Here is a 16,054-nt window from a genome sequence, read left to right on the forward strand (position 1 = left end):
ACACCCGCAACAGCAGTTCGAAGATCCACGCGCCGTGTTTGCGCATGTTGTCAACCTCCATGGGGTTGATGGCCACGCCCTCGGGCCGTCGCCACGGTCGCGGGGGGCTGTCCTACTCATCTGGTCAGGATTCAGGGCAGGACGGCATGGACCTCATATCCGGGCGGTAATCTCACCGTGGGATGACTCTCCATCCCACCGCGATACCGGGGGAGGATCATGCCGACGGCACTCGTACCGATCGAACTGCCCGAGTGGGCCTGGCAGAGGGCCGAAGTCCGCGAAGCCTTACGGGAGCGCGACATGGGCGCAGTGTTCCGCCACGTCCAGCAATATGGCGGAGCGAGTCAGGCCAGGATCGCTACCGCCGTAGCCATGACGCAGGCACGGGTGAACGAGGTCATCAACGGACGCCGAGAGATCACGCGCCTTGACGTATTCGAGCGCGTCGCGGACGGGCTGAACATGCCGGATGACGCCCGGCACTTGCTCGGCCTTGCGTCTGCACGCGACTCGCGCAGTGGCGAGCGCGCGTTCGACCTGGCCGCATTCCCGGAGGTCGTCCGGGTGTATGCCACCCAGGCCGCCGCATCCGAGGACATCCGTCAACTGGCCGTATCAGCACATGAATTGGATGTTCTCGCTGTGCGAGGACTCGGCCTTATCGGGCTGAAAGATTCCCTGCTTCGCTCGTCTCTCACTCGGCCAGAAGGGCACCGGACGCCACGGGCTCGCGTGCTGCTGCTCGACCCTGAATCGCCCGTCCTCGCCGTGCGTGCGGCAGAAATCGGGGAATCGGCCGCATCGCTCACCGGAGGCGTCATGCTGGCCGAGGCTCGATTGCGTGAGCTGTCGAACGTCTGTGACCTTCAGGTGTACCGGTACAGAATGCATCCAACGTGGCGCATTATCAGGCTGGACGGCACTATGTTCGTCTCCGCCTTCGATGTTGGTTGGGAAGGGCACGAATCGGCTACCTACAAGGTCATGGAGACGCCGCACGGTCCGTTGTATCGAGGGTTTCAGCGAATGTTCGCATCCATGGTCGAAACAGGAATCCGTACCGTCTGAGCGGAGGATCGTGCGTTGATCGAGGCGGAGCTGAAAGCACGTGTACACAACCCCGAGTACGTCATGGAGCTGCTCGACCGAAGGGCAGAGGGGCGAGTCGAGGTCTATCAGGACACCTACTACGACGCCCCGTCGGGGAGTCTCGACGCACAGGACCAAGAATTGAGGGTCCGCACGATCCACGGGCCGGATTCGACGCGTTCCGTTCTCACCTACAAGGGTGCACGAATCGATCCGGAGTCCGGCTCGAAACCGGAACACGAAACATGTGTGGAAAACCCGGAGGCCGTTCACGCCATGCTGCGGGGACTCGGGTTCGTTCCGGCAATCGCCTTCCAGAAGCGATGCCGAAACTATGAGTTCAATTCTCATGGGCGCAGCTTGCTTGCCACCCTGGTTCAAGTCCCGGAGATCGAAGGAACCTTCTTGGAAGTCGAGACCATGGTTCCGGAAGAGCAGGAACTCTCTGCGGCGCTCCATGGTCTCCGATCTGTCATGGCGGAACTCGGCATCCAGGAAGACGACTTCACGACAGAGCTCTACACAGTCGCCGTAGGCCGTTCCCGTGGTGCGGGAGTAACCCCGCCTGCATGAGCCCCTCGAATCAGTACCCTGCCCAAGGGGGAGGACACCCGGCTGCCCACCGACACAGGCCCTGGCACTGCAGTACTAGGTCCCCGGCCCTCAGTCCCGGCCGGCGCAAGATCATCCGCGAGGCTGATGCCGCCTCCTGGAGGCGGGAGTCACCATGCTGGTGGAGACCTGCCAAGAGGAGCGCATCATGTCGTATCTGGAAGACCTTGAGTACCCGGAGCCTCGTTACCATGGCAACGAGGGTGAAGTGAACGCGGTTTTCCGCTCGGCCGATACACCGCCGGACATCTCCTCACCCGGCTCCTCTACTCATTACCTCGCCACCAATGAGTCGACGGGTGGCGAATTCGGGCTGTACAAGGTGGAGTTGGGTGCGCGGTCCGCCGGCGCCAAGACCCACTTCCACAAGGCGATGTCGGAGTCCTTCTATATCCTCTCCGGCGAACTGGAGCTCTACAACGGCGATAAGTGGGTCACGGGCCGCGAGGGCGACTTCCTGTACGTACCGGTCGGCGGTCTGCACGCCTTCAAAAACGTGACCGACGAGCCCATGTCCATGCTCATGCTCTTCTCCCCAGGCGCCCCACGCGAGGAATACTTCGAACACGTCGCGGAGATGGCGCAGCGTGGTGGCGAGGAACTCAAGCAGTTCCGCATCCGGCACGACAGCTACTTCCTCGAAGACTTCCCGTCTGAGGCGGAGTAGTTCGCCGACCTGGGCGAGAAGCGGTGCAGGGGTGAAGGGCGTCGAGCTCTGAAGTGCGGGCCGGCCGCCCTCGTTCCAGTAAGCCAGCTGCCGGAACGAGGGCGTCATGCTGAGTCGGGTCAGCCGATCGGGCCCGGGTTGTTCTCGTCCGCGTCCTGGCACTGCTTGAGCTTCTTCGCGAGCGCGTCCGCCTTGGCGCGGGCGCGCTTGGCGGCGGCCTTCTTGCCCTGGCGGTCGAGATCGAAGGCCTTGTCCCTAAGGTCGGCGATCTGCTTGTGCATCTTGCCTTCGTCGCAGGTGATGGCGCCGCGGACCGAGATGGTCGCCTGGTCGGCGACGGTGGCGGCCTGCGCGGGGACGGCCGCGAGCAGGAGGCCTCCGGCCATGGCTGCGGACACAGTAATGGTGGAAATGCGGCGAATCATGGATCTTCCTCTTCAAATGCCTGATGGAACCGACCCGTTGGGGGTCGCTGGTGCCAGGCAGCAACCGTATACGAACGGATCTTGGCGCCGGGAATTCGTGCCTGACGGTGGCCGCCGCATGCCCGCGAGTCGCCCTCGGCGGGCCCGCAGTGTCGGTTACCCGGTTATGACGTCTGGCGTGGGGCCTCGAAGGTGGTGAAGGCGCTGCGTTTGGGGAGGCGGTACGTTTCGCGGCCGGTGATGGCGTTGAGGATGGTGGCGTTGCGTACCGCGCCGATGTCCAGGTTCGGGGCGGAGACGCCATGGGCGTGGATCTCGGCGTTGGCGACGAAAATGCGGCCGGTGAGGCCGAGCTCCTCGGTGAACTCGAGGGAGTGGTCGAGGCGTACCAGGGGGCGGCCGTGGCGGTCGCGTCGGATCAGGTCATCGAGGGGGTGCAGGAAGGCCGGCGGGCGGTTGCGGTAGCCGGTCGCGGCCACCACGAGGTCGGTGGTGTGCTCGAAGGTCTGGTCCGTGTCGCGGTGGCGGCAGGTCAGGGCCACTTGTCCGGAGGGGGTCGTGGCGGCGGACTCCACGGTGATGCCGAAGCGCAACTCCACCTCGGCCAGGCCGTGTTCCAGCTGTCGGCGGTAGAGCAGTTCATGGATCTCGTCGAGGGTGTCGGTGGAGATTCCCTTGTAGAACTGCCACTGCTCGGAGACGAGCCGGTCGCGCGCCTCCTCGGGCAGGGAGTGGAAGTACTGCATATACGCCGGGGTGGTCATCTCCAGGACCAGTCTGGTGTAGTCCAGCGGTGCGAAGGACGTGGTACGGGTCAGCCAGCTGACCGCCGGGCCGCCGTCGAGATTGCGGTTCAGGAGGTCGACCGCGACCTCGGCTCCCGACTGGCCGGAGCCGACCACGGTGATCTTTCCGGCGTCCGCCACGTCCGGGGTGCGGTAGAGGTAGTCGGAGGTGTGGAGGAGGTGTTGCGGCGGCAGGGCGGCCAGGGCTTCGGGGACGTGCGGGGTGGTGCCGATGCCGAGGACGAGGTGGCGGGCGAGCAAGCGCCGGCGGGTGCCGTCGCCGCGGACGGTGGACACGCTGAAGCGTTCGGCCGCGGCGTCCCAGTGGACCTCGTCGACGCGGTGCGAGAAGCGGACCGACGGCAGTTTCGCGGCCGCCCAGCGCAGGTAGTCCTCGTACTCGCGGCGGGAGGGGAAGAAGTTCTCGCGCACGGTGAAGGTGTAGAGCCGGTCCATGTCGTGGAGGTAGGCGAGGAACGACAGGGGGTGGCTGGGGGCGACGAGGGTGACGAGGTCGGCGAGGAAGTTCACCTGCATCGAGGCATCGCCGAACATCATGCCGCGGTGCCAGGTCAGTTCGGGCTGCTCCTCCAGTACCACGAGGTCGAGGCCGTCGACGGTGGAGGCCAGGGCGGCCAGTCCCAGGTTGAAGGGGCCGCAGCCGATGGCCACCACGTCATGTTCCGTTTGTTGCGCATGGTCCGCAGGTTCCGGGACGGTGTGGGTCATTGGGGGAGGTCCTTCTCCGAGCGCGGGTGGATGAGGAGGGCGGCGGTCTTCTCGGGGAAGGTGATCTTTCCGGCGAGGCGGAATGCGGCGGCGGAGAACGCCCTGAGCGAGGGGGCGTTGTCGACGTCCGGCTCGGCGACCACCCGGACGCACGCCGGGTCGGCGGCCAGCAGCCCCTCGGCGAGGGCGCGCAGCAGGGACCGGCCCAGGCCCTTGCCGGTGTCGCTCGGCTCGCCGATGGCGATGTGCACGCCCAGGTCGTGCGGGTGGTACGGGTAGTGCCCGGCGATCCGGTCGCGCAGGACGCGGTACACCTCGATGTAGGCGAGGGGCCGCCCGGCGAGGTGGACCAGGCAGGGCAGGACGGTGTCCCCGGACAGGTGCCCGGCCAGCTCCTCGGCCCAGCGCTCGCGGGGCCAGGCCTGGTGCCAGAAGGCGTCGATGTGCGGGGAGCGCATCCAGCCGTGCACCAGGTCGATGTCGTCGCCCTCGGCACGGGCCACGCGTACCGACCACGGCGCCCCCAGCAGGGGGAGCGGGGGGCCGGGGACGGTGCCGCCGCCGTCCGGCTCGCGCGGCTCGTCCGGCTCGTCCGCGTCCGGCGGCGTCGACGGAAGTGACGTCATACGGCGGCCTCCCGGAGCGGGTTGGGCGCGTCGAGGTAGACGGACTGGGCGTCGACAGGGGCGAGGACCTCGTCGATTCCATGCAGCCGGGTGAGCAGGTTGCCCTTGCACGGCAGGGTGCCGGCCGTCAGCCAGCGGCGGGCCAGCCGGTCGCCGTCGGGGCCGGCCTCGGCGAGCGCGGGGAGGGCCGCCCGCAGCCGGCCGGCGAGTACCGTGAGCAGATCCCGTTCGTCCGCGAGGCCGTCGACGGCGAGGCAGCCGACGACCGCGAGGGCCTGGTTGCGCAGCAGGTAGTAGGAGAGCCGGTCGTCGACGACGGCGTCGTCCGCCAGGGCCAGCGTGGAGGAGCCGGCGCCGAGGTGCTTGAGCAGACCGGGCAGGTGGGAGGCGGCCAGGTAGTAGCCCTGGTTGTCGCGGAAGGCGGCGCCGGTCACCTGGCCCTGCGCGTCCAGCCGTACCAGGGTGTTCTGCTGGTGGGCCTCCAGCCCGATGCCGGTGGCGGCGTACAGGTGCAGCATCGGCACCAGCACCTGGTCGGTGTAGTCGGCCGTCCACCGCTCGGCGGCGCCGGTACCGAGCCGGGCCACCAGCTCGCCCAGCGCGCTGCGGCCGAGGCCGGGCCGCGGGGCCACCAGACCGACCAGGCAGCGCAGGCCGCCGATGCCCGGCGGGACTTCGCGCACCGCGACGTCGAGACCGGTCACCTCCGGTCCCTCGGCGCGGCCCGGCTCGTCCACCGCCAGCCAGGCGGGATCGCGGGTGACGGCGAAGCCGGGGTGGGCCCGGAAGGTGCGGTCCGCGTACCCGGCGTCGAGCAGGCGGTTGATCTCCAGGCCGCGGAGCAGTTCGGTACGGGTGGACTCGCGCCGGGAGTTGGTCAGCCGCAGGCCGAGGGAGAGTTTCAGCATCACCTCCGCGTCCGGCCGGTACACCGTGCGCAGGCTGGAGGTCGGCCACCACTCGGGGCCCAGCTCACCGAGGGGTTCCAGCGCGCCGGAGGCGATCAGGGCGGCGATACGGGGGCGGTGCGGCAGGTCCCGGGCCTGCCAGGGGTGTGCGGGGACCAGCACCCGGCCGTCGTCCCGGGAGTGTCCGGCGAGGCCGGCGAGGAGGGCGACGGTGTCCCGGCCGGCCAGGGACGGGGCGCCGGCCACCGCGTCGTGCGAGACCACCGACGGGTCGGCGGCGAACCAGTGCAGCCGGAAGGAACCCCGTAGCTCGGGGGAGAAGGCGGCGGCGTCGGGTGCCGAGACGCCGTCCCGGCTCTTGGGAGCGGGGTGGTGCAAGTGGCCCAGGAGCAGGGCCTGTTCGGCGTCGAGGAAGCCGTCCACCTCGGGCGGCGGCTGCGGGTGCGTACGGCGGTCGGCGAGGAACGCCGCGACCCGGCGGACGGATTCGGCGGTGCGCTCGACCAGGTCGGCCACCTCACCGGCCGGTACGCCGCCGGGGCCGCCCGGGCCGCCCGGGCCGCCGGGAAGGCTGCCGCCGCGTACCGCCGCCTCCGTGGCGAGCAGGGCGACCGCCGTCACGGGGTCGGCGGTCTCGCCCAGCGGGCCGCCGGGGCCCTCCAGCCGGGTGGGGGCGAACCGGTGCCAGTCGGTCGGTGAACGGTGGGTGACCTCGGTGACGAGAGCGAGTCCGGCGGTGGGCAGCTCGATCCGCAGCGGGCCGGGGGTGACCGGGGTGCCGGTCTCGCGCAGCCAGCAGCGCAACAGCGCCTCGATATGGGCGTGTTCGGAGGCGGCCCGGGCGTCGAGGCGGTGCAGCGGGTCGGCGGGGGCGCCCGTGGCGGCGGGAGCGGAGGAAGGGGAGAGGGCGGGGACGGAAGCGGCGGCGGTGGTCGGGCTCATGCTGCGCTCTCCTCGGTGAGACGTGCACAGGTGCGGCCGGTTTCGAGGACGGTGTCCACGAGGCCGTCGATGTCCTCGGTGGTGGCGGTGGGGTTGAGGAGGGTGAACTTCAGGCAGACCCGGGTGGGGGAGCCGGGCCCGGCGGTCCGGGCGTCGGTACGTCCGATGAGGGCGCTGCCGGACTCCAGGAGCCGCCGGCGCAGGGCGCCGTTGAGGTCGTCGGCGGAGTCCGGGCGGCCGGTTCCGCGGTAGCGGAAAACGACGGTGGTGAGCTCGGCCGGGGAGACCAGTTCCAGCTCGGGTTCGGCGAGGATGCGCCGTTCGGCGTGGCGGGCGAGGTCATGGCAGGCGTCGACCATCCGGCCCAGGCCGGCGCGGCCATGTGCCAGCAGGGTCGCGGCGGCCTTCACCGCGTCCGCGCGGCGGGTGGTCTGCAGGCTGCGGCCGAGCAGACCGTCATAGCCGGCTTCGGCGTCGTCGGTCGGATTGAGGTAGGCGACCTGGCGGTCGAGGGCGGCGAAGGCGGTGGTGTCGGAGACCAGCAGCACGCTGGTGGCGGCGGGCTGCCAGCCGAGTTTGTGCAGGTCGAGGGTGACCGAGTCGGCGAGCTCCAGACCGGCCAGGCGACCGGCCAGCCGGGGGGAGAAGAGGGCGCCGAACCCGTAGGCGGCGTCCACGTGCAGCCAGATGCCGTGTCCGGCGGCGATTTCGGCGATCTCGGGCAGCGGATCGACGGAGCCGAAGTCCGTGGTGCCGGCGGTGGCGATCACCGCGAGCGGGGTCCGGTCGGGGCCCAGCGCGGCCAGGGCGGCGGACAGCGCCGCCGGCCGCAGGCGCCGGTGCTCGTCGACGGGCAGCGGACGCACGGCGGCTTCGCCGAGTCCGAGCGCGGCGCAGGCGCGGTGCACCGAGAAGTGGGCCAGTTCGGAGCAGAACACCACCGGCCCCGGCAGGGCCGCGACCCCGGCCTCCCGCGCGTTGACCCCCCGCCGGAGGGCGGCGGCGTCCCTGGCGAGCAGCAGTCCCAGCAGGTTGGACAGGGAGCCGCCGGGGGTGAGCACACCGTCGGCGCGTTCCCCCAGCCCGGCCAGCCGGATCAGTACGGCGATCAGCCAGCGTTCGACGGCGAGGGCCGACGCGCTGGAGTCGTAGGTGTCCAGGGAGGCGTTGCCGGCGTTCGCCAGGGCGTCGGCGGCCACGGCGACCGCCAGCGACGGCGGCTGGAGATGGGCGGCGGCCCGGGGGTGGGACAGATCGATGCCGTGCTCGACCAGCACGGTGGTCAGCAGCTGGAGCGCGGCCTTGGTGCCGAGGCCCTCGGCGGGCAGCTGGGCCGGTCCCAGCGCCTCGGCCGCCGCGGCGAGGACGTCGGACGGGGTGCCCGCCGGTATCGGTCCGGCCGGGCGGCGGGCGTGTGACGCGGTGTCGACCGCTTCGGCGAGCGCGGCGGAGACCTCGGCGAGGCCCTCTCGGGAAGCGGCCAGCAGGGACGGGGGGAAGCGGGACGGGACGGGGGATACCTCGGTGAGCGGTGTCACGCCCTGGCCTCCTCAGCCTTCTGCCAGCGGGTTGGGGTGGGTGCCGTTCGGGTACAGCGCGTGCCGCAGGGCGCGGTCGGTGTACCGGGTGACCACGATCCGGTCGCGGTTCAGGCCGTACCGGGGTATCAGCGGGGTGAGCAGGTCGTACTCCACGAACCGCTCCGACAGTTCGGGGAACCGCTTCTGGAACCCGAGGATCGTCTGCCGGACCAGGTGCCAGAACGTCGTCTCCGGTACGCCCAGCTGTTCGGCGCAGAGCGGTGCGAGGTAGCGGAAGTGGCCGACGAACACCTGGTCCATCACATGCTGGCGGATGATCGACGGGTGCTTGCGGGGCAGGACGTGGTCGTGTCCGTCCGGTTCGGGCCCGCGTTCGGGCACGTCCGTGAAGGACACACAGACGTCGTCGACGAAGTCCTTCAGGTAGAGGCGGACCGGTATGTCGTTCTCGTCGTAGCCGATCAGGGTGTTCTGCCCGTGCGGGTTGAAGGTGACGCCGTAGCGGTAGAGCACGTGCAGCAGCGGGACGAGCAGGGTGTCGAAGAGCCGGCGCAGCCATTCCGGGGCGTCGAGCCCTGACGCGCGGACGAGTTCGGCGACGAACGCGTCACCGGCGCGGTCGGTGTGCAGGAGTGCGGCGAAGGTACGGACCCGCTCGTCCGGGTCCTGGCGGGCCGTCACCGACTGGCGCCAGATGCAGCCGAGGGTCTCCAGGTGCTGGTACGGCGCGTCGGCGAGCGCGGAGAGGTAGGGGTGCCGCACGGTCACCGAGGCGACCTCGCCCAGGAACACGGTGCGGCACTCGTCGGTCAGGAACGCGTCGCGCTCCACCAGGCCGCGCAGCCACTGGGTGACGACGGGCGCGCCCATGGTGCAGTGCGGCGGAATACCGCGCCAGACAAGGGTGTTGAGGATCTTCAGCGGGAGTTTGACGTCGTAGCGATCGGGGGTGGTGACATTGGCCATGGTGCGGATGGACTGGCCCGGCAGGTAGGTGTCCGGGCTGTCGCCCAGCGGGATGATGCGCCGCTGTGCCACGTCCGCCGCGTGCAGTACCTGGACGGCGTGGTCCCACTGCCAGGGGTGCGCGGGCATCCAGACGTAGGCGTGCGGGTCGGCCCCGGCGCCTTCCAGGACGGCGGTGAAGCGCGCCCTGGTGGTCTCGTCCAACTCCCGTGTCAGGACGTCTCGTTCGGACAGTTCCGAGGTGCCGCGGAACTCGGCGAGGCCGCGGTGCACGGCCAGCCACCGGAGCCGCACCGGCTGTGCCGACTCGGGGGCGTAGCTCCGTACGTCGGTGGCCGAGAAGCCGATCCGCCCCTTGTTGGCGACCAGCAGGTTGTGTCCCGTCATCCGGCACTCCAACTCGGTGTGGCCGAGTGCGCGCAGCTCGGCCACCGTCTCGCCGCCGTGGGTGAGGCGTGCGGCGTCGACGGCGAGCGTGGCCGAGATCTCGGTGAAGTACGTGGCGATCGTCGACGGGTCGCTGCCGAGGGTGGAGGCCGCTTCGAGGAGGAACTGCTGGGCGTCCCAGGCGGGTTCGGCCACTTCGTTGCCGAGCATGCTGGTGGCGGTGCGGGTGATCGACCGCGGATCGACCCGCAGTGCGCCGAACGCGCCGGGGGTGGCGCGGAACGCGTAGGTGGTGCCGCTGTCGAGGTCGAGGCGGTAGCCGCCGTCATCGGTTTCGACCGCTGTGAGCATGTCCTCGAAGCACCACTCGCCGATCGCTTTGGCGAGAAGGACGCGGTTGGCTTCCCGCCAGGCCGCGGGGGTCACATCGGGCAGAGCGGGCACGGGGTGGTCGGGGGGAATGGGCATCAGGCAGCTCCGATGTCTGTCTGGAACACCGCGCTCGGACCCGTGGGGGTCAAGCGCGAGCCAGATTAGGTAAGCCTCACCTAAGCCACAACCCCAACTTCCGGCCATAGCTACCGCATGACATTCCGTTACTTTTTGATTTAGGTTAGGCTACCCAAACCTGCGCCTTTTTAGGACTCCCGTTCGAGGTGATCCGTGGTGGCACCCGGCCGTCGCACTCCCCGATGGACCTTCGCCCTGGTCAGCGCCGGAGGCGTGGTGATGACCCTGGACGTGACGGTGGTGAATGTCGCGCTCCCCGACATCGCCCGGGATCTGGCGGCCGGACTCGACCGGGTGCAGTGGACCGTCTCGGCATATTCCCTGGCGTTCGGCGCGCTGCTGCTCACCGCGGGGGCGCTCTCCGACCGCATCGGCCGGCGGACCGTGTTCATGGCCGGAATGGCGCTGTTCACCGTCGCGTCGGCCGGATGTGGCCTTGCCCCCGACACGGGCACGCTCATCATCTGCCGGGCCGCCCAAGGCCTGGGCGGCGCCATGGTGTTCGCCCCCACCCTCGCCCTGATCGCCGCCGCCTACGAAGGCGCCCGCCGCCGGGCCGCGATAGCCGCCTTCGCGGCCATCGCCTCCGCCGCCGGGGCACTGGGCCCGGTGCTCGGCGGGCTGTTCGTGCAGGTGCTGGGGTGGCGGTGGATATTCCTGGTCAACGTGCCGATCGGGGTCCTCGTCGTGGCCGGTGCGCTGGCCCGTATGCCTGCGTCCTCCGACGAGGAACCGGCCGCCACCCGCCGCCTCGATCCGCTCGGTGCGGTACTCGGCGTCGGCGCCCTCCTGGCCCTGCACTATCCGCTGGTCACCGGCCCGGAAGCGGGCTGGACGGCACCGGAGGTGCTGGGCCCGGCGGCCGCCGGCCTCGCCCTCACCGCGGCCCTGGTGGTCAGTCAGCGGCGTGGCGACGGACTGATCGACCTGACACTCCTGCGGGTCCGCGCCTTCTCGGGCGCCGCGGTCCTGGGCTTCCTCGCCCGGATGTCGGGCCTGGGCGCGCTCGCCTTCCTCACCCTGTGGCTCCGGAGCGCCTACGGCTACTCCGCACTCGAAGCCGGGCTCCGCCTCCTGCCGCTGACCGGCAGTCTGCTGCTGGCCGGCCTGTGCGTCAGCCGGCTCCAGAAAGTCTTCGCCCCCGACGCGCTCGTCGCCGGCGGCTTCGCCCTCCAGGGGCTGGGGATGCTCGCCCTGGCCGTCGCCGGCGGGGGGACCCCTGTCGCCCTGGAAGCCATGGGGGAGGGCGCCGGCCAGGCCGCGACGGTCACCGGCCTCGTCCTGCTCGGCATCGGAGGGGCCGTCATCTTCCCGCCGCTGATGGGCGTGGCGGTGGGCGCGGTCCCCGCCGGCCGGGCCGGGATGGCCTCGGGGCTGACCAACGCCTGCTACCCGCTCGGCACCGCGACCGGTGTCGCCGTCTTCGGAGCCCTGTTCTCCGCCCGGCTCGGGGCCGGTCTCGGCGCCGCGGCACCCCTGCGCCCCGCCGTCGAGACCGGGCGCTTCGACCTCGTCGCCCCTGCACTCCAGCCGCTCGCCCGGTCGGCCTTCTCCGGCGCCTTCACCGCGGTCTGCCTGGCCTCCGCCGCCGTATGCCTGCTGGGCGTGCTCCTCGCCCGCACCCTCAGGGCCGCGGCCGGCCCCGTCACCGAGGCCGCCGGCCGCCCGTTGCCCCGCACCGCCCGGACGCCCTGAGGCGCGGCCCGGGCAGGGGACTCAGACGTCCCGGGTCCGCCGCAGCAGCCACACCAGGTACGGAGCACCGACCAGGGCGGTCACAATGCCCACGGGAATCTCCGTCGGCGCCAGCAGCCAGCGGCCCAGCGCATCCGAGGCGACGACCAGTACGGCACCCAGCACCGCGGCCATCGGCACCATCCGTCCCGTACTGTTGCCGACGATCCGGCGGGCCAGGTGCGGGGCGACCAGCCCGACGAAGCCCACCGCGCCGACCGCCGCCGCGGTCCCGGCCGCCAGGACGGCGCCCGCACCGAGGACGAGCAGCCGGGCGCGGCCCAGTTCCAGACCGAGGGCGCGGGGCAGTTCGTCACCGAGCGGCAGCATGTTCACCGGCCGGGCCGCCACCACCAGCAGCACCGCGACCGCCACCGGCAGGGCCAGCCAGCCCAGTGCCGACAAGTCACGGGCGTAGGTACTGCCGGCCAGCCAGGTCAGCGCGGCGGAGATGTTCATCTGCGCCCCGACCACCATGATGTGCACCAGCGCCATCGTCGTGGCGTGCGCACCGAGGCCGACCAGGACCACCCGGGTCGGGTCGAGGCCGGTACGGCCCCCGCCCCTGGTCCCCCTGGCCACCAGAACCACCAGGCCCAGCATCACCACGCCGCCGATGCCCGCGGCGATCGGCAGAGCGACCAGCGGAGCCGACGGAACGACGAGGATGACGAGCGTCGCGGCCACCGACGCACCGCCGGTCACCCCCACGAAACTCGGCTCGGCCAGCGGATTGCGCACCACCGCCTGCACCGCCGTCCCGGCCACCGCCAGGCAGCCGCCCGCCACCGCCGCCACCAGGATGCGCGGCAGCCGGTACGACACCACCGCATCGGTCATCTCCTCGCCCGAACCGAGCAGCGACGCACCGAGCTGCTCCCAGCCGATCCGGACGTCGCCGATCCGCAGCCCCACCGCGACCGCCACCACGAGGGCGAGCAGCCCGACGCCCAGCGCGACGGCGTAGACGGGCCCGCGGCGCTGCTCGGCGACCACGACCGCCGCCCCCGTGTCGGCGTCTCCGGTGCTCACCCGGCGGGCGAGCGCCATGAACACCGGCCCGCCCATCAGGGCGGTGACGACCCCGACCGGAATCTCCGCGTACCCGGCCGACGGCGGCAGGGTCAGCTGCGCGGCCGCGTCCGCGGCGAGCACGAGAGTGGCCGACAGCAGCGCCGCCGTCGGCAGCAGCGCCGCGTGCCCGCGGACACCCAGCATCCGCACCGTCACCGGAGCGATCAGTCCGACGAAGCCGATCGGCCCGGCGAGCGAGACCGCCGACGCCGACAGCAGCACCGCGACCAGGAACGCCGCGGGCCGGATGCGTTCCACCCGTACGCCCATGGACTCGGCCGTCTCGTCCCCGAGCGCCATCAGATCCAGCGGACGGGCCAGCAGCGGGGCGAGCAGCGCACCGGCGGCGATGACGGCCCCCAGGGTGAGCGGCCGCGTCAGACCGGACTGCATCAGCGTGCCGTTGCCCCAGAAGAACAGCCCACGGGTCGCCTGCACATCGAGCATCTGCAGGAACTCGGCCGCCGACGTACACGCCAGCGCGACCGTCGCCCCGGCCAGCAGGACCCGGCCGGGAGTCAGCACCCCGCCGCTGCTCAGCAGATAGACCAGAGCGATCGCGAGGAGCCCGCCCAGGAACGCCGCGCCTCCGGCGGGGACCGGGCCCAGGCTCACACCGGTGAACGCCACCAGCACCACGGCGACATACGCGCCGGCGTTCACCCCCAGTGTGTCGGGAGCCGCCAGCGGATTGCGGGTCGCCCCCTGGATGAGCGTCCCGGAGACCCCGAGCGCGACACCGACGACCAGCCCGGTGAGAGTACGCGGCAGCCGCGCGCCGAGCAGGACGTCCGCGGTATGGGGGTCGCCATGGCCGGTGAACAGGTCCAGGATGTCCCCGACCCCGACCCCGGAGGCACCGAGACCGAGGTGGACCACCCCGACCAGGAACAGCACGAGCGACAGGGCGCCGCCCACGAGCAGGGCCCGTGGGCGGCGCCGGAGAAGATCGGTGGAGGCGGTCATCAGACCTTCAGGGCCTTGCCGGTCTCGTCGAGGACCTGGACCGCCGACAGCGGGCCGCCGAAGAGCCAGGTGCCGGGGTCGAGCGGCAGGGCCCGGTCCTTCTTGACGAAACTCAGGCCCTTCCACACCGCGTTGCCGGCGAGGTCGCCGGTGAACGGGTTGTCCTTCTCGGCCGCGACGTACAGGAAGGTCGCGTCCGGCTCGACCTTGGTCAGGCCCTCGACCCCGACCGTGGTCATGCCCCAGGCGTCGGGCTTGCCCCGCCACCCGTTCTTCAGCCCCGCCAGGTTGAGGACCTGCGCGGTGTACGCGTCATCGGCCAGCATCCGGATCGAGGCCGTGCCGTTGGCGGTGAACCCCTGGGCGACCGCGTACTTCAGCCCCGCCTTGCCGGCCTTCGCCAGCCGCTGCTTCAGGTCCGCGGCCTTGGCGTCGATCCTCCCGAGGACCTCGGCGGCCTGGTCCTCCTTGCCCACCGCCTTCCCCAGCTCGGTGAAGTTCTTCTTCATCGTCGCCAGCTGAGGCTGGGTGGTGTACTTGAACGACAACACCGGGGCGATGTCCTTCAGCGGTTTGAGGTTCGCCTTCGACCGGTCGTCGTCGACCACGATGAGGTCGGGCTTGAGCGCCCTGATCTTCTCCAGGCTCGGCTCGTTGCGGTCACCCACGTCGGTGACGTCCTTCGGCAGGCCGGCGCCCTTCGCGGTGATCCAGGTGCCGTAACCCTTGCTGTCGGCGTTGCCGACCGGCGTGACACCGAGCGCGACCAGTTCCTCGGTGTACGTCCACTCCAGGGTGACCACCTTCTTCGCCGGCTTGTCCAGGGCGACCTGCCCGCGCGCGGTCTCGACGGTGATCTTGCCGCTGCCGCCGGTGTTCCCCCCTGTCCGTCCGGTCTTCTCCGCTGTCTCCCCGACCGTCCCGGACCCGCAGCCGGCCGCGGTCAGCATGAGCGCCACGGCGGTGCCGCCCGTGGCGAGAGCGCGCAGCAGTTTCTGCATAGTGCGATGTCTCCTTCGTACCGGTGAAGTGAATGACGAACGACGCATGACGCATGGGGGGTTGCCACGTACGACGTCTGGGGCGGGAATCCGGGATGCGGGGAAACCGGGAAGCCGGGACGCGGATCAGGACGCGGCGGCGCCCTGTTCCGCATCGGGCCGCTGAGGGAAACAGGCGAGGTGGCCGGTCGCGGGATCGCGGACGACGTTGACCCGCAGACCGAAGGCGCGGTCGATGGTCTCCGGGGTCAGGACGTCCTCCGGCGGTCCGTAGGCCGTGACCCCGCCGTCGGCCACGACCACCACGTCATCGCCGTACGCCGCCGCCTGCATCAGGTCGTGCAGCACCACACCGCAGGCGATGCCGTGCTCGCGGGCCAGCCGCCGCACCACATCGAGCACCTCGAACTGGTGCCGCATATCGAGGTAGGTGGTCGGCTCGTCCAGCAGCAGTACCCCCGCGCGCTGCGCCAGCACCGTGGCCAGCCAGGCGCGTTGCCGCTCGCCGCCGGACAGCTCGTCGAGGCGCCGGTCGACCAGCGGGGCGGCGTCGGTGACCCCGAGCGCCCAGTCGACCGACTCGACATCCTCCCGGGTGTGCCGGGCGAACGCGCCCCGGTGGGCGTAGCGGCCGTGCCGTACCAGCTCACGAACCGTGACCCCGGCCGGTACCAGCGACGACTGGGGCAGGAACGCCAGCCGCTGGGACAGTTCGCGCCGGGGGAGCGAGCGCAGCGGCGCGTCGTCGATGCGTACCTCGCCGCCGAGCGGCGGCAGCAGCCCGGCCACGGTGCGCAGGAGGGTGGACTTCCCGCAGCCGTTGGGGCCGACCAGGACGGTGATGACGCCTTCCCGCAGCGAGAGGCCGACCCCGGTGAGCACCGGGCGTCCGCCGTGCCCGACGTCCAGGTCCTTGGCCACCAGGCGTACGTCGCCCATGGACACCACGCTCCTTCCCCCGCCGCCGGACTGACGGCGCCACCATACAACTGAGGTAAGGCACACCTAAGAGGTGTCGCGTCGATCCTCCGGTTCGTGACCGGGTCGAGATCTCACGCACCACCATGCGCCCCCTGTGCACACTCAACA

13 protein-coding genes are annotated in these 16,054 nt (G+C 71.0%); 4 read left to right on the forward strand and 9 right to left on the reverse strand.

The window, feature by feature from the left end; translation table 11 throughout:
* Nucleotides 1–219 precede the first annotated feature (219 nt).
* The 3 genes from AZE13_RS11660 (at nucleotide 220) to AZE13_RS11670 (ending at nucleotide 2,371) form a co-directional block, all read left to right on the forward strand.
* Complete coding sequence (locus tag AZE13_RS11660; protein WP_066929860.1) at nucleotides 220–1,071, forward strand: helix-turn-helix domain-containing protein; 852 nt, start codon at nucleotides 220–222, stop codon at nucleotides 1,069–1,071.
* 15 nt (nucleotides 1,072–1,086) lie between these two features.
* Nucleotides 1,087–1,665 carry a class IV adenylate cyclase gene (gene cyaB, locus AZE13_RS11665; protein WP_066929862.1) on the forward strand — a complete coding sequence of 193 codons (579 nt, stop codon included), beginning with the start codon at nucleotides 1,087–1,089 and terminating at the stop codon, nucleotides 1,663–1,665.
* Nucleotides 1,666–1,852: 187 nt separating this feature from the next.
* A complete protein-coding gene (locus tag AZE13_RS11670) occupies nucleotides 1,853–2,371 on the forward strand; it encodes a cupin domain-containing protein (protein WP_066930618.1) in 519 nt (172 codons plus the stop codon).
* Between the two features lie 119 nt (nucleotides 2,372–2,490).
* Here AZE13_RS11670 and AZE13_RS11675 read toward each other — a convergent pair whose 3' ends face one another.
* From AZE13_RS11675 to AZE13_RS11700, 6 genes are all read right to left on the reverse strand, one after another.
* A complete protein-coding gene (locus AZE13_RS11675) occupies nucleotides 2,491–2,757 on the reverse strand; it encodes a hypothetical protein (protein WP_258527748.1) in 267 nt (88 codons plus the stop codon).
* Nucleotides 2,758–2,960: 203 nt separating this feature from the next.
* Complete coding sequence (locus AZE13_RS11680) at nucleotides 2,961–4,310, reverse strand: lysine N(6)-hydroxylase/L-ornithine N(5)-oxygenase family protein (RefSeq protein WP_066929866.1); 1,350 nt, start codon at nucleotides 4,308–4,310, stop codon at nucleotides 2,961–2,963.
* Nucleotides 4,307–4,936, reverse strand: coding sequence for a GNAT family N-acetyltransferase (locus tag AZE13_RS11685; RefSeq protein ID WP_079123910.1), 630 nt, complete (start codon nucleotides 4,934–4,936; stop codon nucleotides 4,307–4,309). Before AZE13_RS11685 ends, AZE13_RS11680 begins: the two co-directional genes overlap by 4 nt.
* Nucleotides 4,933–6,786 (reverse strand): IucA/IucC family protein, encoded by a 1,854-nt coding sequence (locus tag AZE13_RS11690; RefSeq protein ID WP_079123911.1) that lies wholly within the window; start codon nucleotides 6,784–6,786, stop codon nucleotides 4,933–4,935. Before AZE13_RS11690 ends, AZE13_RS11685 begins: the two co-directional genes overlap by 4 nt.
* The gene (locus tag AZE13_RS11695) at nucleotides 6,783–8,324 is read right to left on the reverse strand and encodes a pyridoxal phosphate-dependent decarboxylase family protein (RefSeq protein WP_066929868.1); all 1,542 of its coding nucleotides are present in this window, start codon (nucleotides 8,322–8,324) and stop codon (nucleotides 6,783–6,785) included. The genes AZE13_RS11690 and AZE13_RS11695 overlap by 4 nt, the downstream gene beginning before the upstream one ends.
* A 12-nt stretch (nucleotides 8,325–8,336) precedes the next feature.
* A complete protein-coding gene (locus AZE13_RS11700) occupies nucleotides 8,337–10,148 on the reverse strand; it encodes an IucA/IucC family protein (protein ID WP_066929870.1) in 1,812 nt (603 codons plus the stop codon).
* 198 nt (nucleotides 10,149–10,346) lie between these two features.
* On the opposite strand from AZE13_RS11700, the gene AZE13_RS11705 reads away from it, so the two are divergent.
* Nucleotides 10,347–11,885, forward strand: coding sequence for an MFS transporter (locus tag AZE13_RS11705; RefSeq protein WP_147264644.1), 1,539 nt, complete (start codon nucleotides 10,347–10,349; stop codon nucleotides 11,883–11,885).
* A 21-nt stretch (nucleotides 11,886–11,906) separates the two neighbouring features.
* Here AZE13_RS11705 and AZE13_RS11710 read toward each other — a convergent pair whose 3' ends face one another.
* The 3 genes from AZE13_RS11710 to AZE13_RS11720 all read right to left on the reverse strand — a co-directional run bounded on the left by AZE13_RS11710 (nucleotide 11,907) and on the right by AZE13_RS11720 (nucleotide 15,904).
* Nucleotides 11,907–13,964 carry an iron ABC transporter permease gene (locus tag AZE13_RS11710; RefSeq protein ID WP_079123912.1) on the reverse strand — a complete coding sequence of 686 codons (2,058 nt, stop codon included), beginning with the start codon at nucleotides 13,962–13,964 and terminating at the stop codon, nucleotides 11,907–11,909.
* Entirely contained in the window at nucleotides 13,964–14,965 is a 1,002-nt protein-coding gene (locus tag AZE13_RS11715) for an ABC transporter substrate-binding protein (protein WP_066929874.1), read from the reverse strand. Before AZE13_RS11715 ends, AZE13_RS11710 begins: the two co-directional genes overlap by 1 nt.
* A 126-nt stretch (nucleotides 14,966–15,091) precedes the next feature.
* Entirely contained in the window at nucleotides 15,092–15,904 is an 813-nt protein-coding gene (locus AZE13_RS11720) for an ABC transporter ATP-binding protein (RefSeq protein ID WP_066929876.1), read from the reverse strand.
* Nucleotides 15,905–16,054 lie beyond the last annotated feature (150 nt).

Source organism: Streptomyces sp. NBRC 110611, assembly GCF_001590865.1.
Taxonomy (GTDB): domain Bacteria; phylum Actinomycetota; class Actinomycetes; order Streptomycetales; family Streptomycetaceae; genus Streptomyces.